The sequence below is a fragment of the Halomonas sp. M20 genome, from assembly GCF_020622265.1.
Lineage (GTDB): Bacteria > Pseudomonadota > Gammaproteobacteria > Pseudomonadales > Halomonadaceae > Modicisalibacter.
The window spans coordinates 1,143,819-1,168,963 of sequence record NZ_JACNMQ010000001.1 but is presented as its reverse complement, the minus strand read 5'-3'; the positions used below and the strand labels follow the sequence as shown (position 1 = coordinate 1,168,963).

The 25,145-nt window shown below is 59.4% G+C and carries 17 protein-coding genes; 4 read left to right on the top strand and 13 right to left on the bottom strand.

The features are described 5' to 3' along the window. Positions 1–133 precede the first annotated feature (133 nt). Positions 134–2,041: a hypothetical protein gene (locus tag H7850_RS05420; protein WP_227368448.1), complete on the top strand. Its 1,908-nt coding sequence runs from the start codon at positions 134–136 to the stop codon at positions 2,039–2,041. Between the two features lie 6 nt (positions 2,042–2,047). Here the strand turns inward: H7850_RS05420 and H7850_RS05415 are convergent, their stop codons facing one another. Together H7850_RS05415 and mgtE are read right to left on the bottom strand one after the other, a co-directional pair. Next, positions 2,048–3,298, bottom strand: a complete 1,251-nt coding sequence (locus tag H7850_RS05415; protein WP_227368447.1) for an ABC1 kinase family protein — start codon at positions 3,296–3,298, stop codon at positions 2,048–2,050. Between the two features lie 63 nt (positions 3,299–3,361). Further along, complete coding sequence (mgtE, locus tag H7850_RS05410; RefSeq protein ID WP_227368445.1) at positions 3,362–4,741, bottom strand: magnesium transporter; 1,380 nt, start codon at positions 4,739–4,741, stop codon at positions 3,362–3,364. Positions 4,742–4,930: 189 nt separating this feature from the next. On the opposite strand from mgtE, the gene H7850_RS05405 reads away from it, so the two are divergent. Next, positions 4,931–6,895: a DNA topoisomerase III gene (locus H7850_RS05405; protein ID WP_227368443.1), complete on the top strand. Its 1,965-nt coding sequence runs from the start codon at positions 4,931–4,933 to the stop codon at positions 6,893–6,895. After that, positions 6,892–7,770, top strand: a complete 879-nt coding sequence (locus tag H7850_RS05400) for a 2-dehydropantoate 2-reductase (protein WP_319799264.1) — start codon at positions 6,892–6,894, stop codon at positions 7,768–7,770. The genes H7850_RS05405 and H7850_RS05400 overlap by 4 nt, the downstream gene beginning before the upstream one ends. A 235-nt stretch (positions 7,771–8,005) precedes the next feature. Here H7850_RS05400 and ppc read toward each other — a convergent pair whose 3' ends face one another. From ppc to cysM, 5 genes are read right to left on the bottom strand one after another with little or no spacing between them, the layout of a single operon-like run. Next, positions 8,006–10,654, bottom strand: a complete 2,649-nt coding sequence (gene ppc, locus H7850_RS05395; RefSeq protein ID WP_227368441.1) for a phosphoenolpyruvate carboxylase — start codon at positions 10,652–10,654, stop codon at positions 8,006–8,008. Next, a complete protein-coding gene (mazG, locus tag H7850_RS05390) occupies positions 10,654–11,511 on the bottom strand; it encodes a nucleoside triphosphate pyrophosphohydrolase (protein ID WP_227368439.1) in 858 nt (285 codons plus the stop codon). The genes ppc and mazG overlap by 1 nt, the downstream gene beginning before the upstream one ends. Next, complete coding sequence (gene relA / locus H7850_RS05385; protein ID WP_227368437.1) at positions 11,508–13,766, bottom strand: GTP diphosphokinase; 2,259 nt, start codon at positions 13,764–13,766, stop codon at positions 11,508–11,510. Before relA ends, mazG begins: the two co-directional genes overlap by 4 nt. 28 nt (positions 13,767–13,794) lie before the next feature. Continuing rightward, on the bottom strand, positions 13,795–15,243 hold the full coding sequence (locus H7850_RS05380; RefSeq protein WP_227368436.1) for a TRAM domain-containing protein: 1,449 nt from the start codon (positions 15,241–15,243) through the stop codon (positions 13,795–13,797). A 2-nt stretch (positions 15,244–15,245) separates the two neighbouring features. After that, complete coding sequence (cysM, locus tag H7850_RS05375) at positions 15,246–16,142, bottom strand: cysteine synthase CysM (RefSeq protein WP_227368434.1); 897 nt, start codon at positions 16,140–16,142, stop codon at positions 15,246–15,248. A 161-nt stretch (positions 16,143–16,303) separates the two neighbouring features. Here cysM and H7850_RS05370 point away from each other — a divergent pair, with 161 nt between their 5' ends. After that, on the top strand, positions 16,304–19,006 hold the full coding sequence (locus H7850_RS05370; protein WP_227368433.1) for an ATP-binding protein: 2,703 nt from the start codon (positions 16,304–16,306) through the stop codon (positions 19,004–19,006). Between the two features lie 11 nt (positions 19,007–19,017). Here the strand turns inward: H7850_RS05370 and pdxJ are convergent, their stop codons facing one another. The 6 genes from pdxJ to lepA form a co-directional block, all read right to left on the bottom strand. Continuing rightward, on the bottom strand, positions 19,018–19,806 hold the full coding sequence (gene pdxJ / locus H7850_RS05365) for a pyridoxine 5'-phosphate synthase (RefSeq protein WP_227368432.1): 789 nt from the start codon (positions 19,804–19,806) through the stop codon (positions 19,018–19,020). 138 nt (positions 19,807–19,944) lie between these two features. Beyond that, the gene (gene recO / locus H7850_RS05360; RefSeq protein WP_227368430.1) at positions 19,945–20,649 is read right to left on the bottom strand and encodes a DNA repair protein RecO; all 705 of its coding nucleotides are present in this window, start codon (positions 20,647–20,649) and stop codon (positions 19,945–19,947) included. Between the two features lie 70 nt (positions 20,650–20,719). Beyond that, positions 20,720–21,625 (bottom strand): GTPase Era, encoded by a 906-nt coding sequence (gene era, locus H7850_RS05355; RefSeq protein ID WP_227368428.1) that lies wholly within the window; start codon positions 21,623–21,625, stop codon positions 20,720–20,722. Continuing rightward, the gene (rnc, locus tag H7850_RS05350; protein ID WP_227368426.1) at positions 21,622–22,311 is read right to left on the bottom strand and encodes a ribonuclease III; all 690 of its coding nucleotides are present in this window, start codon (positions 22,309–22,311) and stop codon (positions 21,622–21,624) included. Before rnc ends, era begins: the two co-directional genes overlap by 4 nt. A gap of 51 nt (positions 22,312–22,362) precedes the next feature. Next, positions 22,363–23,166: a signal peptidase I gene (gene lepB, locus H7850_RS05345; protein WP_227368425.1), complete on the bottom strand. Its 804-nt coding sequence runs from the start codon at positions 23,164–23,166 to the stop codon at positions 22,363–22,365. Positions 23,167–23,248: 82 nt separating this feature from the next. Then, a complete protein-coding gene (lepA, locus tag H7850_RS05340) occupies positions 23,249–25,066 on the bottom strand; it encodes a translation elongation factor 4 (protein WP_227368424.1) in 1,818 nt (605 codons plus the stop codon). Positions 25,067–25,145: the final 79 nt, after the last annotated feature.

The window sequence follows — 25,145 nt, the reverse complement described above, 5'->3', positions numbered from 1 at the left end:
ATGACGCCATTTCTTGCTCACGGTAGCACCTTCCGCTAGCGAGCCGACCTTCCGGGTGCTAGGGTGGCGACCACAGGTTTCCTGGGCCGTATTTCGCCGCTACTTTCATCTCGTTATATCAAGGATTCATGCCGTGGGATTGCTCTTCCGCCGTTCGGCAAGAAATGCCAGCGAGACCTCTCATATTCGCCTGGAACGCGAAGGCCGTGACGAGATCAAGCGCATCACCTCAGCGGTTGAAAAAGTGCCCTGGACGGTCAGCCTGCTGCAGATTTTGTGGACTGCCGGGCCGGTTACGCTGCTGGGTGCCTGGGGCGGTTTCCTGCTGGGCTATGGTAAAGCGCCCACCGCCGAGAACTACGTCTTTTTCATTTCTTATACGGTCATCACTGGTGCCGCGGGCATCATTGCCAATCTCGTGTACAGCCTCACCGGGGGGCGCAAGGCTGAAAGAACCGCCAACAAGATCGAGCGGGTCATTCAAAGTCTGCCGGATCTGCTGCTGGCGACCCGCAATCTGATCGTCGAAAGCCTGGAAGGTGATGCTCGACGACGCGAAGCGGCGGCAATGCTGCTGCGAAAGCAGGATCTTTCACCCCAGGGCGTTGAACTGGCGGCCATCGAGTTGCTCGATGACCGCGACAGTGCACGTATCATCGCTCAGATCGATATCTATCGGCGTGTCGGTCAACATGCGCGCATACGCGATCTGATTGCCTTCTATCGCGAGACCATCGACCCGCAACTCCATGAACTCGCGGAGCTGGTGCCAGAAGCGACGGCGCTACTGCGTCAGCGCTTCGAGGGCCAAGCGCCGAATCTGCGCCGCGGTGTAGAACGCGACGACAACTTCATCGAGCGGGTACTGGCGGCCATTGAACAGAACAACGAACTGTTGATGACGCTACAGGACGTTGAGGAGATGCTGATTCTGGCGTTCGAGCTGATCAGCGGTCGCAAGATTCCCATGCTTTCCTTCGAGTATCGTGGCCGTTGGCGTCTGGCCCAGGCTTTCGACAACCTCGAGAAGAGCCGTGCCCAGCATCGGATTGCCCAGGCCACTGGCCTGTCGCGGCTCAAGGCTCTGACCGCCTATCTGGCAGAGCAGTCTGGCACGCTGGTCGCGGACGCCGCAGGTGGTCTACGCGCCGAGATTTTGGTGGAACGTTCCCAGCAGGCAATGGATGCATTGGCCGAACAGATTCATCATCTAGCCCAGGCAGTCCTCAGTGGGCAAACGGAACGTAAAGCGGCATTGAAAACCAAATCCGATCTCCTGGCCAACGCACTGGGGCTCTACCGCAGCACCTTGGAGACCTACTCTCAGGTCGGTCGCAGCCACGCGCAGCTACTCAAGGCGGCACAGCAGTGGGAAACCATCAGCACCGATCATGCGGATCGCGATACGCGCCTGCGCCTAGGGCCCGGACGCCGTGGATTGCGCATTCGCGAACATGTGATTGCCTTGGACGACACTGCAAAGGCGCAGGTATGCAAACATCTCGACCGGCATATCAAGGCAACGAAAGCGGATCGCGAACGCCGGCGCAATCCTCACCTGATCGATCGAGATCAGCTACTGGCAACCGGGGTAGACGCCGGCAAGCGCCTGGCCATCGAAATTGCCCTGGCGCTGGAACCTCACGTTCATCTCTCGCGACCGCAAGTACAACGTGCCATCAATGGCTCGAATGCCGCGGATTTCGGCCAGCTCGAGCCTAATCTTTCGGCGACAGCGAAGGCGGCACTCGGGGCGGCCATGGTGCGAGAGATCGATGTGGATCTCTCTCGCACGGCGGAGTCCCTGGCCTTGGCACTGGTACGCCATTATCGGGTCGAACTCGACCCGGAGGCCAAAGCGTTTCTCATCAAGCAGTATGGCGCCCGGGAAGCGACCCTGAACATGTTGTCCAACTATCTTTCCAATACGTCGGGGGGCGAAGTGCGCAACGTCAGCTATTTGAGCCAACGACCGGCGGTAGTGAGCGCGCCGAATCGCGATTGGTATAGAGCACTAGTGCAGGCCCGCCGTGCTCTCTAATAATTTTTAGGAGATGCCGTTCGCCCAGGCTAGCAATGGCTGACTGCGGGCATGCATGTCCAATCGCGCCTGCAGTCGTACCAGATTCCAGTAATGGCCATTGAGGGCCCGAGAGAGCAATAGCGTATCCGCCGGGGGCTGCAGGCGATCCAGTGCCGCCCAGATCCGTGGGCTCAAATCTCGCAGGCGCCGATGTACCCGCACATCGCCGAAGTCCTGCACGCCCGGGGCAAACAGTGGCGCGATGGCTTCGGCAGACTCTCGATAAAGCGCCAACGGTGCGCCCTCTCCCTGGCGTCCACCCATCTTGCGCAGTGCGGTATCCATGGCCATGGCGTCCTGTTCCAGAGTCGCCTGGAGCAGTTCGATCATCGGCTTCAAGCGTGATTCCGGCACGAGGATTACTGCCCCAAGATCGTAAAGAATCAATCGACCTTGCTCGTCACAGGCGAAATTGCCTGCATGAGGGTCTGCGTGCAGCTCGCCGTGGATGAACAACTCCTCGGTCAGCCAGTCCGCCAGGTGAGTCGCTACCCGCTGGCGCAGGTCATCACTGGCGGCCTCGAGATCACGCAGCGGCGTACCGGGCACATAGCGCATGGCAAGCACTCGCTCACCGCTCAGGCCCATCAAGGGTTCGGGAATGACCAACCAGTCATGATCGGCATAGCGCGCACGATAACGCGCCAGCGCCGCGGCCTCGGCGCGATAATCGAGTTCGCCGCGCAGGCTCTCTACCAGTTCGTCGAACAGTGCATCGAGTCTTGCCTGGGGTACCTTGAACCAGCGCCCGAGATGCATGATGCGGCGTACCTGGGTCAAGTCGCTTTCCAGCACATCCGCGAGTCCTGGATATTGCACCTTGAGCACGACGATTTCGCCTTCATGAGTTCGCGCGCGATGCACCTGTCCCATGGAAGCACTGGCGAACGGCGTCGTTTCGACCTCCGAGAAGACGCGATCAAAATCGCCATACTGGGCTTCCAGGCTCTCGCGAATGCGCGGCCAAGGCATCGGTTCGGCCTGGCGCTGCAGCCGTGCCAGTTCATCGGCCAGATCCGGGGGCAGCAGATCGTCCCATTGGGAAACGATTTGAGCCAGTTTCATGGCCGGCCCCTTGAGCTCGGAAAGACCTTCAAAAAGGGCTTCGCCAAGGGCACGCCAATCACTTTGACCACCCAGTCGGCTACGCAGCAAGGCACCGCCGGTTCTTGCGCCGAGCCCCAGCAACCGTCGGGATCTTCCACGCTCACGCATAATGATACAAACCTTGTACGAGATTTATATCAGCGTACACCCAATGCGCTGCGAAAGGTATGTTCAAATAGCCGCCATCACTAGCGATGCAATACCAAAATAGATCACCACGCCGCAAGCATCGATCAACGTAGTGACCAAGGGTCCGGAAGCGGTGGCCGGATCCCAGCCGAGCCGATCGAGCACGAAGGGCAAGCATAAACCCAGCAGACTGCCTGCCAGCACGATGATGGTCATGCTCATGGCCACCACCAGCATGAGCATTTCGCCTCCCCGCATGAAGCCGATCGGCGATACGGCCAATGCCATGGACAGTCCCAGGCCAGCGGCAATCAACAACTCACGGCCCAGCAGCTTGCCCCAGTCCTTGAAAGCGATATCGCCGGTAGCCAAGCCCCGCACGGTCAGCGTCGACGCCTGGGCGCCAGCGTTACCACCGCTGTCGATCAGAAGCGGCAGAAAGAACACTAGCGCCACCTGGGCGGCGATGAGATCCTCGAAATAGGCAATGCCAGCGCCGGAGAACAGGTTGCCAAACACCAGCAGCACCAGCCAGACGATGCGCTTGCGATACAGGCTCCATAAGGAAGTGCGGCCGACTCCGTTTTCAAGATTGCCGATCGAGGCGCCCTTGTGAATATCCTCGGTGGCTTCCGCCTGAACCACGTCCAGCACATCGTCGTGGGTCACGATACCCACCATGCGTTCCTCTTCATCCACCACGGGCACCGCCAGCAGATCGTAGCGTGCCACCAGACGCGCCACCTCTTCACGCCGAGTATCGACCCGAGTGTAAATCACATCCTTGATCATCAAGTCGTCGATATAGGCGCTGGGGCGCGCGATCAATAACTGCCGAAGGGACCAGGTTCCCGCCAGCTGACCGCGATCGTCGAGGATATAAATTTGATAGACGGTTTCGGCGTCCGGCGCGGTCTGGCGCACCCGCATCAATGCCTGGGCGGTCGTCAGGCCACTGGGAATGGCGACATAGTCCGAGGTCATCACCGCACCGGCGGTACCTTCCTGATAGCTTGCCAGGCGCCGCAACTCTTCGCGCTTGCGGTGAGCCATGCGCCGCAACAGTTCCTCACGCCGGTCTATTTCCAGCAGATGGTACAGGTCCGCCCGATCATCCCCGCTCATCTCCTCGAGAATTTCGAGCAGAGCCTGATCGGAAAGCTGAACGACCAGGGTCTTCTGCAACCACTTGGGCAAATGGCCGTATACATGAGAACGACGTATCAGAGGCAAACTCTCGAGCAGCACCAGGGCATCGGCCATGTCGTCCCGCTGATCGACAAGCTCTTCCAGCAGCTCGGCGATATCCGCAGCACGCATATCTACCAGATGCTCTGAAAGCTCCTGATGATCCTGACGACCCTGGTCCAGCGCAGTGAGCACGATGGCCTTGTGCTCCGGTTGGCTATTGCCCCTAGTCATGACGTTCCTCAATTAGCGAGCAAATGACCATTGTAGCAATGAAAATCTTTTCCGGAGCGGAGCCTCTCGTATCAACTCGAGTCAATACGGGCTTCTAGAGTTCTCTGTATCGACGCGCCTCTGGCAAGCTGCCTGCAATACTGGAAGAATATCCACTCTTCGCTTCTCACTCTTCTCAGGATGCTATGCATGCGCGTGATCATCGCCGAAAAACCCAGCCTGGCCCGGGCCATCGCCGATGCACTGCCCGGCTCGGCGAAACGCAGCGATGGCGCCATTCACGTTGGCGATACCATCGTCAGCTGGTGCCTGGGGCATTTGCTGGAACAGGCAGCCCCGGACGCCTACGACCCTCGCTACAAGCAATGGCGGCTCGATCATTTGCCCATCGTCCCTGAGCGCTGGAAGCTCATGCCACGCAGCAAGGCTCGCGGCCAGCTGGAGGTGCTGCGGGGCCTCCTCAAGCAAGCCAATGAACTCGTGCATGCCGGCGACCCAGACCGGGAAGGCCAACTGCTGGTCCAGGAAGTCATCGAGTATCTTGGTTGGAAAGGCCCGGTCAGCCGATTGTTGATCAATGATCTCAACCGTCCAGCGGTCAAGCAGGCCCTTGCCAGGCTGGAGGACAACCGAATCTACCACCCCCTTTATCGCGCTGCAGAGGCGCGTTCCCGGGCCGACTGGTTGTATGGCATCAATCTATCCCGAGCCTGGACCCTGACCGGGCGTCAGGCGGGTCACGATGGCGTGCTCTCGGTAGGTCGGGTGCAGACGCCGGTTCTCGGACTGGTGGTGCGCAGGGATCAGGCAATCGCTCGTTTCGTGCCACGCCCTTTTCATGTGCTGTGGGCGGATTTCAAGGTGGAGCAAGGCATCGTGCGCGGCTGGTGGCAACCCGGTGAACAGCACCCCCTGGACGATCAGGGACGGCTACTTCAGCGCGGTCCCGCGGATGCACTCGCCGCGCGCCTTCCAGATGCCGAAGGCGTACTCTCGACACTGGACGCCCGTACCAGGCGCCAGGCGCCACCGCTGCCCTACTCCCTGTCGGCATTGCAGGTCGATGCCGCCCGGCGCTACAAGCTCTCTGCAAAAGCAGTACTCGACACCTGCCAGTCGCTTTACGAGCGCCATCGCCTGATTACCTACCCGCGTTCAGACTGCCGCTATCTGCCCGAAGCCCATTTATCCGAGGCGCGCAAGACGCTCCAGGGCGCCTGCGCCCACGATCCCGCCTTGACGGGCTGGCTCGCCGGCGCGGATTTCACGTTGCGCTCCAAGGCCTGGAACGATAAGCAGGTCGGCGCTCACCACGCCCTTGCACCCACCGGCCTGCGTCCGGATTTCGCGCGGCTTTCCGCCAATGAAGCAAACGTCTTCCGGCTCATTGCTCGTAACGTGCTGGCGCAGTTCTATCCCGCGCTGCAGACCCGGGAGATCAAAGCAGAATTCAGCGTGCTGAACGAGCTATTCCGTGCTCAGGGCCAGGAGATTCTCATGCCCGGTTGGAAACCGCTCTTCACCACCCGAGAAGAGGCACCACCCCTGCCAGCAATGCGGGAAGGCGAACCGGCCAGAGTGGTAGATCAGGCAGTGGAGGATCGGGAAACCCGCCCACCGGAGCCTTTTACCGATGCCAGCTTGATCAAGGCAATGATGAACATCGCTCGCTACGTGGACGACCCAGAGGTCAAGCGCACTTTGCGTGACACGGATGGCCTGGGCACCGAAGCCACTCGTGCCGGCATTCTCGAAACGCTGCTCGACCGCGGCTACCTGGTGCGCCAAGGTAGCGCACTGCGCGCCACCCGAACCGGACAGGCGTTGATCGACGCCTTGCCGGACGCCGCAACCCGCCCGGAGCGCACGGCGCTATGGGAGCAGCGCCTGCGGGCCATCGCCGAGGGCAACGATCAGGTGGCACCATTCATGGCGAATCTAGTCGCTGACCTGCACACACTGCTGGCCGGGGCCGACACGCAGCGCATGCGCCAGGCACTCACTACTGCTGAAGGCTTCGAGGCGACTGCGACCAAACGCGGTCGTGGAAAGACGTCGCGTAGAGGCACCTCGAGCAAACGTACCGCGAGCAAGTCTGGAACGACCAAGCGCGCCCCACGCAGCCACCGCCGCGCCAAGACGACGAACTCATGATGAACTCAGCCCTGATTCTCGGCCCCGGCGCCTTGGGACGTTTGCTCGCTGCCTATCTTGACCAGCAGAACAGGGTGGCACTGATCGGCCGCCAAGCGTCGTCTCGCCCCATCAACCTGGTAACGCCAGAAGGTGAAATCCTGAGCCGTCCTGTACCCCGCATCACCGCGGATCAGGCGCCACGGCAACCGGCACTGGTGCATCTCGCCACCAAGGCCTATGCCGCCCAACAGGCCCTCGCTGAGCTTGCCGAGCATATCGATCCCGCCACGCCGCTGGTGCTGTGGCAAAACGGCTTTCAGGTGCAGGAACCTTTGACCCGGCGCTGGCCAGGCCCGGTGCTGTGCGCCACCACCACGGAAGGCGCCTACACCCAAGGCGAAGACGGCGTGGTGCATGCGGGTCGAGGCCATACTTTCGTCGGCCATCTCGACGGCGGCTATCCCGAACTTGCAGACAACGTTGCCAAAATGCTCGCTAGAGCCAGCTTGTCCGCCGAACCCTGCGACGATACCCGCCGCCGGCTATGGCACAAGCTCGCCGTCAACGCCGCCATCAACCCTCTCGTGGCGCGTTATCGCATTCGCAACGGTCAGCTGCGCGACCGCCCTTTTCGGCCCATGGTCACTGCCATCATTGGCGATTTGAATTCGGTCATGGAAGCTGAAGGCATCACGACGCCCGAGAATGGCTGGGAAGCGATGATCTGGAAGGTGATCGAGACCACCGCCAACAACCGCGCCTCGATGCTGCAAGACGTGCTGGCCAACCGCCCCACCGAACGCGACGCCATCCTCGGGCCGCTGTTCGAAGCGGCTCGACGCCACGATATCGCAACGCCACACCTTAATGCCCTGTGGGACAGCACCCCATAGGATGGGCTTTGCCGGGGGCAAGCCTTCGCGAGGGCCCTGCTTCTTTCAAGGGGACAGTAAGGCGCTAGCGAGCGAAAGCAAGACGCGGCGAAAATCGGCGAGCGCAGCCCGCCGTAGCAAAACGCATCAAGCAATAGTCAGGCAAGGCGGAAACCGATTCGAAAGCGGAGTTTACTTTAGTAAATGAGCACTTCGAATCGGTTTCCAACACAGCATGACTGAAGATTGATGCGTTTTATCCGGTATTGCGTAGACCGGCCGAGATCCCAGCCATAGTCACCATCAACGCCCGGGAAAGTTCGGGGCTGATCGCCCCGTCCGCATCCCGATTGCGTTGCAACAGTTCTGCCTGAAGGCTGTGCAGCGGGTCGATATAGGGATTACGTACATCGATGGCCTGACGAATCAAAGGCGTATCCGCCAGCAGCTCATCCTGGTCGAGGATTTCGAGTAGCAGCTCTTGCAGGTGCTGCATACGTTCTCGCAGCTCCTGGCCCAGCGCCTGAAGGGAAGGTTCCACCACCAGCCGGTGCTCGTAGTAGGCGGCAATACCCACATCGGCCTTGCCCAGCAGCATCTCGAGCATGTCGAGATAGGTACCGAAAAACGGCCAGTGCTTGCGCATTTCGCGTAAATGCTCGAGTCCACCCTCTTCTTTCAAACGTGTCGCGAAGGCCTCGCCGCTACCCAGCCAGGCAGGCAACATGAAACGAATCTGGGTCCAGGCAAAAATCCAGGGGATCGCTCGCAGGGATTCGACCCCGCCTTCCTGGCGCCGCTTGGCCGGGCGCGAGCCCAAGGGCAGGCGACCAAGCGCTCCTTCCGGCGTGACCGCACGAAAATAGGGCACGAAATCCGGGTTCTCGCGCACCACGCCAACGTAAGCCCGGTGGGCAATATCTGCCAGCCGATCCATCTCTTCCCGCCAGGCCGGCTTCGGCATCGGTGGCGGCAGGAGCGTGGCCTCGAGTACGGCGCAGGTGTAGATCTCCATGGAGCGCAGGGCAATGTCCGACTGGCCGAACTTGAAACGAATCATCTCGCCCTGCTCGGTGACTCGCAGACTGCCATTCACCGAACCCGGCGGCTGGGACAGAATAGCCGCGTGTGCGGGACCACCGCCACGCCCCACGGCACCGCCACGACCGTGAAACAAGGTGAGTTTGACGCCCTGGCGCTCGCATACCTCTACCAGTGCTTCCTGAGCGCGGTACTGAGCCCAGGCCGCTGCCAGTTGCCCGGCGTCCTTGGCGGAATCCGAGTAGCCGATCATCACTTCCTGACGGTCGTTGACCAAGCGGCGATAGCCGGGCAACGACAACAGCTGATCGATGGCTTCACCGGCGCCGTCGAGATCGCTCAAGGTCTCGAACAAGGGGGCTATGGGCAAGCGTACGTCCCCACCCACCTCTTTCATCAGTAAGGCTACCGCCAGTACATCGGAAGGCTGGCCCGCCATGGAGATCACGTAGGTACCCAGAGCCTCGCGATGCTCCTGGGCGATGGTACGAAACGTATCGAGCACCTCCCGGGTTTCCGTGGAACACTCCCAGCGGCGTGGAATGAGCGGACGATGGGACTCGAGTTCGGTCAGTAGAAAATCCTGGCGCTGCTGTTCGTCCCACTCCCGATAACGCCCCAGCCCCAGATAGTCGCTGAGTTCATCGAACACCTGACTATGCCGGCTCGACTCCTGGCGAATGTCGAGTTTGGCCAAGGTGACCCCGAACACGGCGACTCGGCGCAGGGTATCGAGCAGTACGCCATTGGCGATGCCATTGAGTCCTACGTCACACAGCGAGCGATAGCAGGCAAGCAGCGGCGTATAAAGCTGATCCCGGGTCTCGATGATGGGCCCGCCGTCGTAATTGACCCCATCGAGACAGGCCTGGGCCCAATCCCGAGTTGCCTCGACTCGGGTGATCAGCCGTTTGATCAATGCGCGATAGGGTTCCGCCTCGTCGCCAACCTCCGAGCGCAGCGCGCTGTTGGCCTTCCACATGGATAGCTCGATCTTGAGCTGATCCAGGTCGCGCAGATAGAGATCCGCCGCCATCCAGCGCCCGAGCAACAGTACCTCCCGGGTCACCTTGGCGGTCACATTGGGATTGCCGTCGCGATCTCCGCCCATCCAGGAAGCAAAACGCAGTGGCGACGCATCCAGGGGCAGTCGTTCACCAGCTGCCTCGAGCAGCAAGTTGTCCAGGTCGCGATGAAAATCCGGTACCGCCTGCCACAGGGAGTTTTCGATCACCGCAAACCCCCACTTGGCCTCATCCACCGGGGTTGGCCGCTCATGGCGTATCTCATCGGTATGCCAGGCCTGGCTGATCAACTCCTTGAGACGGCCTTGAGCCCGGGCGGCTCGCTCCGGGTAATCGAGGCTGCCTTCCACGACGGTCAGGCAGTCGTCGATGGCATCGTACTTCTGAATCAGCGTACGTCGGATGACCTCGGTCGGGTGGGCGGTGAGCACCAGCTCGACTCGCATCCCGGCCAGAGTCTCCACCAGTTGTCGGGGCGCATGACCGGCCTGCTGGATGCGATTGAACAGTTCATCGAGCGCCGGCTGCGACCCTGGCTTGTAATCCTCGACCCGACGAAACCGGGCACGATAGTGCTGCTCGGCAATATTGGTGAAATTGAGAAACTGATTGAAGGCCCGAGTGACCGGCAGCAGTTCTTCGTCCGGCAAGGTGCGCAGATATTCGATCAGTTCACTATGGGACTCACCGCCCTCTTGACGCCCTCGCTTGGCTAGCGCGCGAATGGTTTCGATCTTGTCGACGAACTCCTTGCCCAGGTCCTCGGCTATGGTGTGTCCCAGGCTATCGCCCAGGAGGCGCACGTTGTCGCGCAGGGACTCATGCAGATGCTGGCCCATCACAAACTCTCCTTGATGCTGTTGCGTTCGCGGTCTTTGGCATCGTTCCAATGACGATCCATCTCCGCTAGATTCGCCTCGTCGAGGGTTCGCTCCGAGCGGGCCAGAGCCTGCTCGACATAGCCGAACCGCCGTTCGAACTTGCCATTGGTGGCGCGCAGTGCCTGCTCGGGGTCGATTTTTCGTTGTCTTGCGAGATTGACCACCGCGAACAGCAGATCACCGACTTCTTCCCGGACATGGTCCTCGTCATCGGCGGCAAGCGCTTCCTCGACTTCATCGAGTTCCTCGCGAATCTTGGCGATCACCCCTCGGGTATCGGGCCAATCGAACCCGACCCGGGACGCACGTTTTGTCAATTTGGCCGCTCGGGTCAGCGCGGGCAGCCCCCGGGGGATATCGGCAAGCACCGAGCTTGACTCCTGTTCTTGGCGATCGTCCCGCTCTTCGGCCTTGAGCTGTTCCCAGCGCGAGCTAACCTGGCGGGTCTCGACTTCGGCGGCGCTGACACCCTGACGGCGCGATGCCAGGGTGCCCTCGGGAAATACATGAGGATGGCGCCTGAGCATCTTGTTCATCAATGCATCGACGATATCCTGGAAATCGAAACGTCCCTCTTCCCGAGCAAACTGACTGTAGTACACCACCTGAAACAGCAGATCGCCCAGCTCGCCCGGGAGTTCGCCAAAGGCGCGGCGCTCGATGGCATCGGCCACTTCGTAGGCTTCCTCGAGAGTGTGCGGCACGATGCTGTCCCAATCCTGTTTGACGTCCCAAGGGCAGCCCTGGTCGGGATCGCGGAGCACGTCCATCAAAGTAAGCAAATCGTCGAAGCTATAGTGCAGGGATTCATTCATGAGCGGGCTCTCTTGCCGGTACCCTCGCGCAGGCGCTTGACATCGACAATATTGGGCAATTGCTGAATACGTGAAAAGATGCGTCCAAGACACTCCAGACTATCGACTTCCAGTGTGATCTTCAGCCGAGCAAGATTGTCGTCCTTATTGATCAGCGTATTGAGCGCCAGAACGTTGGCGCGATCGTGAGTGAACACCTGAATCACGTCTCGCAGCAGCCCTGAGCGATCCCAGGCCTCTATCGCAATATTGACCGGATACTTGCTGTGAGCCTTCTTGCCCCACTCGACATCGACGATACGGCCCGGCTCTTCGGTGCGCAGCTGCAAGATGTTCGGACAGTCCTGCCGGTGAATGGTAACCCCTCGGCCCTGGGTAATGTAGCCGATGATCTGATCGCCATGTACCGGGTGGCAGCAATTGGCCATGACCGTCTTGAGGTTGCCCACACCGAGCACGGTGATACCGTCATCCTTGTGGCTGGGTGGTTTGGGCTTGGTCAGCAGACGATCGAGTTGCTCTTCGTCATCGCTTTCGCCGAACAGTTGCTGGGCCTGGTGCAGCACCTGACCGATTCGCAGGTCTCCAGCGCCGATGGCAGCATACATATCCTCCGGATTCAGGTAGTTGACCGCCTTGGCCAGGGTCGTAAGATTCAACCCTTCGATATCCAGGCGTTTGAACTCCTTGTCGAACAGCGCCCGGCCTTCTTCCAGGTTCTGATCCCGGGCCTGATGCTTGAACCAGGACTGAATCTTGGCCCGGGCCCGGGTAGTCTTGACGTAGCCGAGACTGGGGTTGAGCCAGTCGCGACTGGGGCCACCCTTGGTGGCGGTAAGAATCTCGATCTGATGCCCGGTCTTGAGTTTGTAGGTCAGCGGAACGATGCGCCCGTTGATCTTGGCACCGCGGCAGCGATGGCCGATCTCGGTATGCACCCGGTAGGCGAAATCGATGGGAGTGGCATTGCGCGGCAGATCGATGACGTGCCCTTCCGGGGTGAAGACATAGATACGATCCGGCGCCACGTCGCTGGCGAGTCCTTCCCGAAGATCGCCCATATCCCCCACTTCGTCCTGCCAGGCAAGCACCTGGCGCAGCCAGGAAATCTTGTCTTCATAACCCCGGCTCTTGCGGCCCACCTCGTGGCCCTTGTAGCGCCAGTGAGCGCAGACGCCCAGCTCCGCATCCTCGTGCATGGCGAAGGTGCGAATCTGGATTTCGAGCACCTTGTTCTCGGGCCCGATCATGGCGGTATGCAACGACCGATAGCCGTTCTTCTTGGGGTTGGCAATGTAATCGTCGAACTCGTTGGGCACGTGATGCCAACGGGAATGCACGATCCCCAGCGCCGCATAGCAGTCGGTTACGTCCGGAACCAGGATGCGTACGGCGCGCACATCGTAGACCTGTGAAAAATCGATGCGCTTGCGCTGCATCTTGCGCCAGATTGAATAGATATGCTTGGCTCGACCATCCACCTGGTAGTCGGTAATACCTTGTTGGTCGAGCAGGCCTTCCAACGTCGCGACCACCTCCTTGATATAGCGGTCACGATCCAGTCGCCTTTCCGCCAGCAGCTTGGCGATGCGCCTGTAGTCCTCTTCATGCAGATAGCGAAACGACAGATCCTCCAGCTCCCATTTGAGCTGGCCAATACCCAAACGATGCGCCAGCGGCGCATAAATGTCGGCGACTTCATGGGCCACCTGCAGACGCTTTTCCCGGGGCGCCTCGCGCACCTGACGCAGCGCACAGGTGCGCTCGGCGATCTTGATCAGCGCGATGCGCACATCGTCGATCATGCTGACCAGCATCTTGCGCAGATTTTCCTGCTGGTTGTGCTGAACCAATCCTCGGCTTGGCATCTGCTGCTGACTGATCGCCGCCATAGAGAGAACGCCGTCGATCAGACAGGCGACTTCGCGACCAAAGCGTTTTTTGATACCTTCGACGCTGATTCTGCCCTCCCGTACGGCGCGGTAGAGCACCGCCGCTTCGAGGGTTTCTTGATCAAGCTTGAGCTCGCTCAGGATATCCGCCATTTCCAGACCGGTGCGGAAGCTAGAACCGTCCATCGTCCAGGCATTATGAGGCTTTTCCGCGCTTTTCGCGAGATGGTCCGCCAGTTCGCAGGCCGCACGCATCCTGCCCAGGTCGCGCAGTTCCACATCGTCCTGTAGACGCTCGAGCCAAAGAGGAATATTCACGTTTCCTTCTTCGGTCATTGGCTGGTCTTCGCGGATCTTGACCATGATCTTCCCTCCCTGATGCTCTCCGCCGCTAAGCGGAAGGCCCCTCGAATAGCAGCATGGCTTCGAGATGAGCGGTCTGGGCAAACATGTCCGCCACGGCGGCCCGAGTTATTCGATAGCCGCCCTGCAAGAGATGACCTGCATCCCGAGCAAGGGTTGCCGGATCGCAGGAGACATAAAGAATTCGCTTTATCCCGCTTCCAGCCAAGGTTCGGCATACTGCTTCGGCGCCGCTTCGTGGCGGGTCCAGCACCACACTATGGGGGTGTGAATCCAGGGCTGGGGACTGGTCCAGGTTACCTAACCGGGCGTCGACGTTATCCAGGCCATTGTGCCGAGCGTTACGGCGAAGACGCTCCACCATTGCCAGACTCCCCTCCACGCTTGTGACCTTGGCGACCCTGGGCGCCAGCGCCAGACTGAAATTACCGACGCCGGCGAATAGATCCAGCACCTGATCGTTCTTGTCAGGCTCGAGCCATTCCAGGGCGGTGGCGACCATTTCCCGATTGACCTCGGCATTGACCTGCAGAAAATCCCCAGGACCAAAATAGAGCTCCAGAGGGCGCGGAGCGAGGTCGCGGGTGCTACCTTGCTGGGTATGACTCAAGGTATAGCGCAGACGGGGTGTCTTGCCGAGCCAGTCGAGCCTGGGATTTCCGCGGCCTTGCAGCAGACCCACCGAAACCTTGTTGGCGTCACCCCATTGACGCCAACCCTCGGCATCGTCGGCATTGGCTCGCAGTTGACGGACGACGACGGCCAGCTCATCGTCACCGGCAAGCAGTTCGACATGACCTACTTGCCTGGGCGCCTGAAGCGTGGCGAGATGCTGTCGCAAAGGATTCAAAAGCGCTGCCAATGGCGGCACCAGAATGGAGCATTCGGCGACATCAACCAGATGACGACTGCCCCGGGCACGAAAACCTAGGTGTACCTGACCTTGTGCATCGACCTTGACACCGAGCCGGGCACGCCGACGGTAGCCGAATCCCTCGCCCGCAAGTAGCGTTGGCGACACCTCCAGCGCCACGCCCTGACGCGCCAGCTGATCGATCAACGCATCGCATTTGTGTCGACGCTGGGCTTGCAGGGCCAGATGCTGCAGATCGCAGCCGCCGCATTGTCCATAATGCGAACATGGCGGTGAGACGCGATCAGCGGAAGACGTGACGAGTTCGCGCAAATGCGCTTCATCGAAACGCTTGCGGCTGCGGTGGATCGCCACCCTGACTCGCTCCCCGGGCAACGCCTGATCCACGAACAAGGTCTTGCCTGCATCATCCTTTGCAATGCCGCGTCCATCATGAGCCAGGCGAAGAATATCCACCCCATTTTCATCGACGTCACCGGCGCGCTCTTCTTTGATCGCATCACTAATCGCAGCGCCATCCGGGGCTGGATCTTTGCGCTTCGCGCCAGCAGAAATACGCTGTCCGGGCCTCCGAGAAGGACGCCGCTTGCCCAGCATGGCCATGGTCAAACTCCCGGGGCGAATAGACCCGTCGACAGATAGCGATCGCCCCGGTCGCAGACGATGAACACGATGACCGCATTCTCGACCTGCTCGGCGACCCGCAGTGCGCCGGCCAGAGAGCCTCCGGAGGAGACGCCAGCCAGAATACCCTCTTCCCGGGCCAGCCTTCGCATGTGCTCTTCGGCTTCCTGCTGGCCGATGTCCAGCACGCTATCTACCCGGGAAGCATCGAAGATGCTGGGCAGGTAGGCCTCGGGCCAGCGCCGGATACCGGCGATGCTGGCGCCATCCTCTGGCTGCAGACCCACGATCTGGATCGCCGGATTGCGCTCTTTGAGATAGCGCGATACGCCCATGATGGTCCCGGTCGTGCCCATGGAGCTGACAAAGTGCGTCAGCGTGCCATCGGTCTGCTGCCAAAGCTCGGGGCCGGTAGTCTGAAAATGCGACAAGGGGTTGTCAGGATTGGCAAACTGATCCAGGGGCTTGCCCTCGCCTCGCGCAATCATGCCTTGGGCAAGATCCCGAGCGCCCTCCATGCCTTCCTCCTTGGACACGCCTAGGAGTTCTGCGCCATAGGCGGCCATGGCCTGCTTGCGCTCACTGGAGGCGTTCTCGGGCATGATCAGCACCATGCGATAGCCCTTGATGGCTGCTGCCATGGCCAGGGCAATACCGGTATTGCCCGAGGTGGCCTCGATGAGGGTATCCCCGGGCACGATATCGCCCCGAGCCTCTGCCTCGTTGATCATCGCCAGGGCCGGGCGGTCCTTGACCGAGCCGGCTGGATTGTTCCCTTCCAGCTTGGCCAGGAGTGTATTGTTGTGTCCGGCATTGATACGCTGGAGACGCACAAGCGGCGTATTGCCGACCACATCTTCGAGGGTATGAAATTGCATGAACTCTTCCTTCTGACCACGGGGCGCAAAGTACCGACAATGGGTAAAAGACTGCCCGATGAGAAATATCGCCTGCATTATATCCCCGTGAATCAGTACTGGACAGGCAAGTTCCTCGTTGTCGCACTGCCGCCTTGTACAACACCTTGCCGGATATCGTCATGCCATTGAAGTATCGACTGCTGACCCTGGTACTGGGGATTCCACTACTGCTGCTGCTGATTCAGAGCAGTTATCTTTTCGTCCAGGCTCAGCAACAGCGTCACGACACGTTGCGCAATCATCTCAGCGAAAGTGTGGAGCTGCTGACGCCATCATTGATACAAGTACTCAAGAGAGACGATTCCGCACAGCTTCAACCACTATTGCAACGCCTGATGGACTTGAACGGCGTAAGCGCCGTCGTTTTACATGGCAACGATGGCAGCGTAGTGAAGAGTCTTGGCACTACACAGCTGCCGCTTGCCTTGCCTGCGCGTAGACGTACACGCATCGTCGAGGAGGAGAGTCAATGGCGCCTATTCAAACCCCTGCCCGCATTCGCGCCACCCTGGGCCAATCGAGATGAAGCCAACAAGTATTACTGGCTGGAAGTGGTTATCCACAATAGCGATCGCGCGCTGGTGGATTATCGTCAACTTGCGCATTATGCGCTTGCCTGGCTGATCATGGCAGCGCTTTTGCTACTGACGGCCTATGGAACGTTACGCCGAGTACTGCCCACCCTTCGAGCACAGCGCCAGACGCTGCAGCGCCTCGATCGCGGTAGATACGACTCTCGTGTGCGTGAATCCGGACCCCGTGAGATCACCTTGCTTTCTCGCGCCATTAATAAGCTGGGCGATCACCTTCTGCGCACCAAGGAAGCGCAACGCCAGCAGCTCGAGCAGACCACCAACGAACTGCAGGAATCGATGGAAACCATCGAGGTTCAGAATATCGAGCTCGATATGGCCAGACGTCGTGCGCAACAGGCCAACCGGATCAAGTCGGAATTTCTGGCCAACATGAGCCATGAGATTCGTACGCCCTTGAACGGCATCATCGGTTTTTGTCGCCTGCTGGGGCGCGGTCGCCTCGATAACCGCGAGCGCGAGTGGCTGGAGCATATAGAGACCGCCTCCAACAATCTTCTGACGCTGATCAACGGCATTCTGGATTTTTCCAAGATGGAGGCCGGCAAGCTCGAGCTCGACTCCGTCGCTTTCGACATGGTTCCTCTGATCGATGAAGTCCTGACGCTGCAGGCGCCAGCAGCTCAGGATAAGGATCTACAGTTGCTGGGCCTGGTATTCGACGATGTACCAAGCGAGTTGCTCGGCGACCCACAACGCATCAAGCAGGTACTGATCAATCTGGTCAGCAATGCCATCAAGTTCACCGAACGCGGTGAAGTCATTGTTCGAGTGCTGGTCGATGAGAGCGAAGACAATGACGTTCGGCTGCGCATTCGTGTCAGCGATACCGGTATCGGTCTTCCGCCCACGATTCACGACCAGCTGTTCCAGCCATTCAGCCAAGGCTCGATCAGCCGTTCGCGGCAATATGGTGGCTCGGGGCTCGGACTGATGATCTGCAAGCAGCTGGTCGAACAGATGGGTGGCGAGATCAGTGCCGACAATCAGCCCGACGGCGGTAGCGAGTTCGGTTTCACTCTATCCCTCAGAAGTTTGGTAGGTACGGCAGAGCGCCCTCCCGAATTGATGCTTGCCTCGCCCTTGATCGGACTATGGGAGCCTCACAAGACCACACGACAGGTGCTGAGTCATCAACTGGAACGCTGGGGCGCCCGAGTAAGGCTTCTCCAGCAGGACACCATCCTTGACGCCCCACTGGATCTACTGATCGTAGGTATATCCCGGGGCGATCTACAACCCCAGCGCTTGCAGCTCTGGCGGCAACGCTTGGCAACTGCGGGTTGTCCGGCACTGGTACTGATGAACAGCGACCCCTACGACTTGGCGGATATGACGCTTCCTTGCGGAGGTGAAATCCTGTGCAAGCCAATTCCGCGAGCGCGGCTGAGCGAAGTCATCGGGCGCCTGTTGCTTCCGGATAGCCACGCCCCGGCGGCGGCGCGAAAAAAGGATGCTCTCGGACACGGACCCGCTCGAGTACTGGTAGTGGACGATATCGCCTCCAACCGTATTCTCGTCAGGGAACTGCTGCATCAAGCCGGTATCGCGACATTGATCGCTGAAAGCGGTCATGAGGCATTGGCACTGGCTCATGAGCAGGAAGTCGATCTCGTTCTCATGGACATTCGCATGCCAGACATGAACGGTGTCGAGGTCATGCAGTCGTTACACCAACTGGGGGGTCGCTGGGCGACATGTCCTTACGTCGCCTTGACCGCTCATGCGGAAAGGGACGAAACCCGCTGGCTGCTAGAGGCCGGCATGCAGGAAGTATTGACCAAGCCCCTCGATGAACAGGCACTGGCTCGCATATTGACGCTTTACTTGGGAGTAGTGGCACCGTTTGACAAGATGACGAAAGCAGCTGCCGACGACGAACAGGATCCATTGGCGGTGGTGGACATGCAGCTTGGTCAGCGTCTGGCGGGGGGGCGGATCGAACTGGCTCGAAAAACCCTGGCGATGCTACTCGACTCCTTGGCTCAAAGCGAGACGGAACTGCGCGAAAGCTTTGCGGCGGGTGACGAGAAAGCCTTCCTCGACGCGGTACATCATCTTAATGGCGCGTGTCGCTATTGCGGCGTTCCGGAGCTCGCGCTGTTGAGCGAAACCCTGGAAACTCGGATAAGAGCCCAGGGCCTCTCAACGACAGGCAGCATGCTGGAAGAGGTATTCGATGCTATGCAGCGGCTGAGAGAATGGCAGGCGCTGCAGGACCCCGCGTGATTCAATAGCGCCTAGTCGCCATGGATATGATCCTGATCGTGATCCTCCAGCGCGGCCACGAACCCCGCTTCCTGACCGTCGATGATCAAACGCTTCATCTCGGCAACCGCCTCCTTCAGGCCGGTAAAGAGCGCCCGAGCGATGATGGCGTGGCCAATATTGAGTTCATGCAGGCCCGGGATCGCCGCAATCGCTTCCACGTTGTGATAATGCAAGCCGTGGCCCGCATTGACGATCAGCCCCAGCTCCGTGGCCAGCTCCACCGCTGCGGCGATGCGCGCATGCTCGATGCGCGCTGATTCGCCCTGTGCTTCAGCGTAGGCGCCGGTGTGCAACTCGATGACCGGGGCACCCGCTTCGAAGGCGGCACGAATCTGCGCAGGCTCAGGGTCGATGAACAACGACACTTCGCACCTGGCAGCGGCCAACCGGGTGCAGGCCTGAGCGATATGCGACTGCGCCCCTAGGACGTCAAGCCCCCCTTCCGTGGTCAGCTCCTCGCGCTTTTCCGGTACCAGGCAGACATGGGCCGGACGTATCCGCTCTGCCAATGCAATCATCTCGTCGACTACCGCCATCTCCAGGTTCATGCGGGTCGTGAGCACCTCCGCCAGAAGCTGCACGTCCCGCTCCTGAATGTGGCGACGGTCTTCGCGCAGATGAATAGTGATGCCATCCGCTCCGGCCTCTTCCGCCAGCAGCGCTGCCTGAACCGGATCCGGATAGCGAGTGCCCCGGGCCTGACGCAGAGTCGCGACGTGATCGATATTGACGCCTAGTAGAATACGCGGTGGATTCATGAACTTTCTCCCTGATGTTAGAGCCTGTTCATGACCATTATGAACGAAGACGAGACAAGATGAGCACTTTGACCGGGCTGGCGCACCAGAGCGATTTTAACGCCGTATCGTCGAGTGCAGAAGATCATGGGTAGGATCTCAGGAGGAACGACGACGCGCCGCCAACTGCACCATCAACTCTCGCGAACGCAGTGGTTTAGCCCCTAGCAAAGGGGCAAGCGCGGCCCGGGTCAAGGACTTGGCCACCCGGGCGAGTCCAGGCTGCGACCACTCGCCTTGGGCCAACAAGCGCAGCGTCCGGCCATCGATGCCTTGCTGAGCGTTTCCGGAAGCGGCAAAACGACGCTCTCCGGGGCGATAGATATAGCGCTGCTGCAGATCCAATTCGCAATCGTCGGTGTCACGAAATACCGGCTCCGCGTCCAATGCTTCCAGAAGCGCGTTTTCAAGACGACGCAGCGCAGGCGCTCGCTCTGCAGGAATGGGCAGCGCATCGAACAAGGCGCCATAAAAGGCGAACACATCATGTACCGGCAACAGCGGCGGCAGTGTTCGGATCAGCAACTCATTGGCATAGAGACCGCACAGCAGACCTTCTCCGGCCAATAGTGCCGCCGTGCCGTTGGTCTCCATCAGGCGCAGGCGCTTGAGTTCCGCATCGCCGACCCAGGTTACATGCAAGGGTGCAAAAGGTTGCAAGCGCCCTCGCGCCTTGCTGCCGCCGCGTTGAACACCCTGGGCCACGGCCCGCACCCGTCCATGCTCGAGGGTGATCAATTCGACCAGGGCGCTGGTTTCCCGATAGGGGCGTTTGTGTAGTAAATAAGCGGGTTGTGGTGTCATGGTTACAGCGTCACGAACAGGGTTCTGACATTCGATGAAGCTTCAGCGAAAAGTGATCGAATGCATTGCATCAGCGTTTGTCGTGATCGTAGCCCAGACTCTTTAGCGCACGCTCGTCGTCGGACCAGCCACGTTTGACCTTGACCCACAGGTTGAGCATGACCTTTGCATCGAGCGCCTTCTCCATCTCGAGCCGCGCTTCCCGCCCGACCTTCTTGATTCGATCGCCCTTTTCACCGATCAGGATCTTCTTCTGGCCGGGACGCTCCACCAGCATCAACGCGCTGATGTGCACGATGCGCCCTTCATCGCGGAATTCCTCGATCTCGACGGTCATCTGATAAGGCAGTTCATCCCCTAGCTGACGCATGACCTTCTCACGCACCAGTTCAGCGACCAGAAAACGCTGGCTACGATCGGTGATCTGATCGTCGGGAAAATGGTGCACTCCTTCCGGAAGATACTTGGCGATTTCAGCTTCCAGCTCCGGAACGTTGGTACCGTGCTTGGCGGAAATAGGCAGAATGGCGGCAAACTCGCGCTTTTTCTGCAGCTGTTCCAGCCAGGGCAGCAGCTCCGTCTTGTCCTCGAGCCAATCGACCTTGTTCAGCGCCAGAACCACCGGCGCCTGAACGTGGGTCAGCTTGTCGAGCACCACGTCATCCTCTCGCGTCCAACGCATGCGATCGATGAGGAACACCACGCAATCCACATCGCGCAAGGCCTGGGTCGCCGCCTGATTCATGAAGCGGTTGATGGCCTTGTTACGGTCCTTGGTCTGACGATGTATCCCCGGGGTATCGACATAGATGAACTGAGTCTCGCCCTCGGTCTTGATGCCCGTCACCTGATGGCGTGTGGTTTGCGGCCGGCGCGAGGTGATCGAGATCTTCTGGCCCAGTATGCGATTCATCAATGTCGATTTGCCGACATTGGGCCGGCCAACGATGGCCACGAAACCACAGCGCTGCGTCATGTTCGGGTTCCTTTCGGCTCGATCTGCAATAGTGCCTTACCGGCGGCTTCCTGCTCCGCATGGCGACGGCTGTTGCCAATACCGACGGTATGATCCGCCAGCGCATCGATATGACACTCGATGGTAAAAGTCTGGGCGTGGGCTTCGCCTTCCACGGAGATCACCTCATAGCGAGGTAGCGCCATCTGCCGCGACTGCAGGAACTCCTGTAGCCGTGTCTTGGGATCCTTCTGGGTATCTTGCAGGTCGATCGCTTCGAGACGACTTGCATACCAGGACAGCACCCGTACCTTGATCGTCTGCATGTCGCTATCCAGATAGATGGCGCCGATCAAGGCTTCAAGAGTATCAGCCAGAATCGAATCCCGGCGATAGCCGCCGCTTTTCATTTCACCGGAACCCAGGCGTAGTTGCTCGCCTACCGAAAACTCCCGCGCCACTTCCGCCAGGGTCTTGCCTTTGACGAGCCGGGCTCGCAGCCGTGAAAGCTGACCTTCCCGCGCCTGAGGAAAACGCCGGAATAACGCTTCACCGATCACGAAGTTGACGATGGAATCACCCAGGAATTCCAGCCGCTCGTTGTTATCGCCACCGTAACTGCGGTGGGTCAAGGCCAGTTCTAATAGACTGGCATCGCGAAATGAATAGCCTATTCGGTGGCCAAATGCGGTGAGAGAGTTACTCACGAGACTCCCGGTTCGTACTGTTGTTCAAAGAAATAGGTCGTTTTGGCAGTTTCATTTGATGGCACGCACCGAAGTAAAGCTGGGCAACCCGCCATCCCAGTGCATCCATACGGCGAAGGCCTTGCCTACTATGTTTTCTTCCGGCACGAAGCCCCAGTAACGACTGTCGTTGGAATGGTCCCGGTTGTCGCCCATCATGAAGTAGTGACCATCCGGTACGATCACTTCACGAAGCTGTGGACCAGGGTCCAACGGATTGTTGTAGATATCATGCAGCCGTTCACCGAGTTGCTCATCGAAAAGCTTCTCTCCCGGCGCTTTTTCGGGATTGGCGTCGATCAACTCCTTGGGCACGGGCTCGCCGTTGACGTAGAGCTGCTTGTTTTCGTAGCGAATACGATCGCCGGGCAAGCCGACGACCCGCTTGATGAAGTTGACCGAGGTATCCTGGGGAAAACGAAAGACCATGACATCGCCACGTTCGGGTTCATCAAGGTCGACGATCTCCGTATGGGTCACGGGCAGGCGTAAACCATAGGTGAATTTGTTGACCAGGATGAAATCGCCAATTTCCAGAGTGGGGCGCATGGAGCCCGATGGAATCTGAAAGGGTTCCACCAGAAAGCTGCGCAACAACAGCACGATAAACAATACCGGGAAGAACGAGCGGGCATAATCCACCGGCCAAGGCTCTTTGCCGAGCTTGCGCCGAGTGGCATCATCCAGTGCCGTGCCGTGCTCTGACGTTGCTTTGGCCAGCTTGGCGCGGCGCTTGGGCCGCCACCACAGGATATCCAGCAGCCATACCAATCCAGTGACGGCGACGGCCACCACCAACAACAGCGAAAAGTCCATGAGTTGTCTTGATCCTGATGATTCTTGAAATTAGTTAGGCTTTCTGCGAAAAACCGGCAAACGCGGACATTTTCAGATGAACCTAGTCGTTTACCTTGAGCACGGCCAAAAAAGCATCCTGAGGAATTTCCACGCGACCTACCTGCTTCATGCGCTTCTTCCCCGCCTTCTGCTTTTCCAACAGTTTCTTCTTGCGGCTTACATCGCCCCCGTAACACTTGGCGGTGACGTTCTTGCGTAGCGCCTTGACGGTGGAACGCGCTACTACCTGCCCCCCGATCGCGGCCTGGATAGCCACGTCGAACATCTGACGAGGAATAAGTTCCTTCATTTTCTCGACCAGAGAACGACCGCGCCCATGCGCATGATCACGATGAATGATCGCTGCCAGAGCATCGACCTTGTCGCCGTTTATCATTACGTCCAGACGCACCAGCTTGGCGGCCTCGAAGCGTTCGAAGCCGTAGTCCAGAGACGCATAACCCCGGGAGATCGACTTGAGCCGGTCGAAGAAATCCATGACGACCTCGCTCATGGGCAACTCGTAAACCAGCTGGATCTGATTGCCCAGGAACTGCATGTCGAGCTGAGTGCCGCGACGCTGCTCGCATTCGGCGATGACGTTGCCTACGAACTCCTGGGGCACCAGAATACTGGCCCGCACGATGGGCTCGCGCATTTCGTCGACATTGGCCATGTCCGGTAGTTTGGACGGGTTGGCCACATAGCGTATCTCGCCATCATCCATTGCGAGTTCGTAGACCACCGTGGGCGCCGTGGTCAGCAGATCGAGATCGTATTCACGCTCCAACCGCTCCTGAATGATCTCCATGTGCAGTGTGCCAAGAAAACCAACCCGAAAGCCAAAGCCCAACGCATCGGAATTTTCCGGCTCGTACTGCAGGGAGGCATCGTTCAGGGCGAGTTTTTCCAGCGCGTCACGAAATGCCTCGTAATCGTCCGCACTGACCGGGAACATGCCCGCATAGACCTGGGGTTTGATCTGCTGGAAACCCGGCAAGCGCTCAACGTCCGGCGTCTTGGCATGGGTGATGGTATCCCCCACCGGCGCGCCGTGAATATCCTTGATGCCCGCCACCACGAAGCCGACTTCTCCGGCACGTAGTATCCCGGTCTGATGACGCTTGGGCGTAAAGATGCCCACCTCGTTGGCTTCCCAGTTGCGCCCGGTGGATTTCATGCGAATCTTGTCGCCCTTCTTCAGGGTGCCATCGAAGATTCGCACCAAAGAGACGACCCCCAGATAGTTATCGAACCAGGAATCGACGATCAGCGCCTGCAGCGGTGCGTCGGCGCTTCCTTTTGGATGAGGGATATCGCGCACCAGGCGCTCAAGCAGGCCTTCCATGCCGATTCCAGTCTTGGCGGATACCTGACAGGCATCCATCGCGTCCAGGCCGATGATCTCTTCAATCTCCTGAGCGACGCGATCGGGGTCGGCCTGAGGAAGGTCGATCTTGTTGAGCACCGGTAGCACTTCGAGGTTCTGGGCAATGGCGGTATAGCAGTTGGCTACGGACTGAGCCTCGACGCCCTGGGCGGCATCCACTACCAGCAAAGCACCTTCGCAGGCGTACAACGACCGGGATACTTCGTAGGAGAAATCCACGTGACCTGGGGTATCGATGAAGTTGAGCTGATAAAGCTCGCCATTGTCGGCGCGATAATCCAGCGTCACCGATTGAGCCTTGATGGTGATACCACGCTCGCGCTCGATATCCATCGAATCGAGCACCTGCTCCTTGAGTTCCCGCTCGGTCAGGCCGCCACATAGCTGAATGATGCGATCCGCCAGGGTCGATTTGCCGTGATCGATGTGCGCGATGATCGAGAAGTTACGAATGTGCTTGATTCGATCGGAACTCGCCGTGTCTGCCATTGACTCTCTATCCGCCCTGATAATTGCGCCCTCGATGAAATAGAAGGCGCCAAAAATGTGGAGCTATTGTACCGACAAG

What these genes read in the sequence shown, in the direction of transcription:
- era (WP_227368428.1), bottom strand. Translation starts at nt 21,625, where the DNA reads ATGACGCAGCGCTGTGGTTTCGTGGCCATCGTTGGCCGGCCCAATGTC.
- relA (WP_227368437.1), bottom strand. Translation starts at nt 13,766, where the DNA reads ATGGTCAAGATCCGCGAAGACCAGCCAATGACCGAAGAAGGAAACGTG.
- H7850_RS05380 (WP_227368436.1), bottom strand. Translation starts at nt 15,243, where the DNA reads ATGGCCATGCTGGGCAAGCGGCGTCCTTCTCGGAGGCCCGGACAGCGT.
- H7850_RS05405 (WP_227368443.1), top strand. Translation starts at nt 4,931, where the DNA reads ATGCGCGTGATCATCGCCGAAAAACCCAGCCTGGCCCGGGCCATCGCC.
- pdxJ (WP_227368432.1), bottom strand. Translation starts at nt 19,806, where the DNA reads ATGAATCCACCGCGTATTCTACTAGGCGTCAATATCGATCACGTCGCG.
- ppc (WP_227368441.1), bottom strand. Translation starts at nt 10,654, where the DNA reads ATGGGCCAGCATCTGCATGAGTCCCTGCGCGACAACGTGCGCCTCCTG.
- H7850_RS05415 (WP_227368447.1), bottom strand. Translation starts at nt 3,298, where the DNA reads ATGCGTGAGCGTGGAAGATCCCGACGGTTGCTGGGGCTCGGCGCAAGA.
- H7850_RS05400 (WP_319799264.1), top strand. Translation starts at nt 6,892, where the DNA reads ATGATGAACTCAGCCCTGATTCTCGGCCCCGGCGCCTTGGGACGTTTG.
- lepB (WP_227368425.1), bottom strand. Translation starts at nt 23,166, where the DNA reads ATGGACTTTTCGCTGTTGTTGGTGGTGGCCGTCGCCGTCACTGGATTG.
- mgtE (WP_227368445.1), bottom strand. Translation starts at nt 4,741, where the DNA reads ATGACTAGGGGCAATAGCCAACCGGAGCACAAGGCCATCGTGCTCACT.
- H7850_RS05370 (WP_227368433.1), top strand. Translation starts at nt 16,304, where the DNA reads ATGCCATTGAAGTATCGACTGCTGACCCTGGTACTGGGGATTCCACTA.
- mazG (WP_227368439.1), bottom strand. Translation starts at nt 11,511, where the DNA reads ATGAATGAATCCCTGCACTATAGCTTCGACGATTTGCTTACTTTGATG.
- lepA (WP_227368424.1), bottom strand. Translation starts at nt 25,066, where the DNA reads ATGGCAGACACGGCGAGTTCCGATCGAATCAAGCACATTCGTAACTTC.
- cysM (WP_227368434.1), bottom strand. Translation starts at nt 16,142, where the DNA reads ATGCAATTTCATACCCTCGAAGATGTGGTCGGCAATACGCCGCTTGTG.
- recO (WP_227368430.1), bottom strand. Translation starts at nt 20,649, where the DNA reads ATGACACCACAACCCGCTTATTTACTACACAAACGCCCCTATCGGGAA.